Source organism: Sphingomonas sp. CCH9-F2 (assembly GCF_001556735.1).
Taxonomy (GTDB): Bacteria; Pseudomonadota; Alphaproteobacteria; order Sphingomonadales; family Sphingomonadaceae; genus Sphingomonas; species Sphingomonas ginsenosidimutans.
On record NZ_LSJO01000418.1, the window covers coordinates 1 to 327 of the forward strand.

A 327-nucleotide genomic window follows, 5' to 3' on the forward strand; every position below is an offset into this window, starting at 1 on the left:
GGAACGCGAACGTCGCAAGATCGCGGGTGGTGAACGTCGCCTGCTGCCGCGTGATGGCGTCCAGCGCAATATCGGGATTGGCGATGATCTTATCGCCGTTCTCACGCGCAATGCGGGTGTGATCTTCGATCCGCTCCGCCTCAAGCCCCTGCTCCGGCCTGCGCGATGCGGCGGGGCCGATCTTGTGCTGCGGCTCCAGCTCGATCCCCTGCGCCTCATAGGAGCGATGGTCGATTCGCCCCTCAAGCCCCAGCTCGGCCATGCGCTCGTTAACGTGCGCGCTCCACGCCTCGCGCCAGTCCTTCAACAGCTCGGTCGAGTTCCAGT

At 65.1% G+C, this 327-nt stretch carries 1 protein-coding gene; it reads right to left on the reverse strand.

Translation table 11 applies throughout. The features are described from left to right. Positions 1 to 327: MobA/MobL family protein (locus AX685_RS11885; RefSeq protein WP_197418589.1), on the reverse strand; the 327-nt coding region annotated here is incomplete at both ends.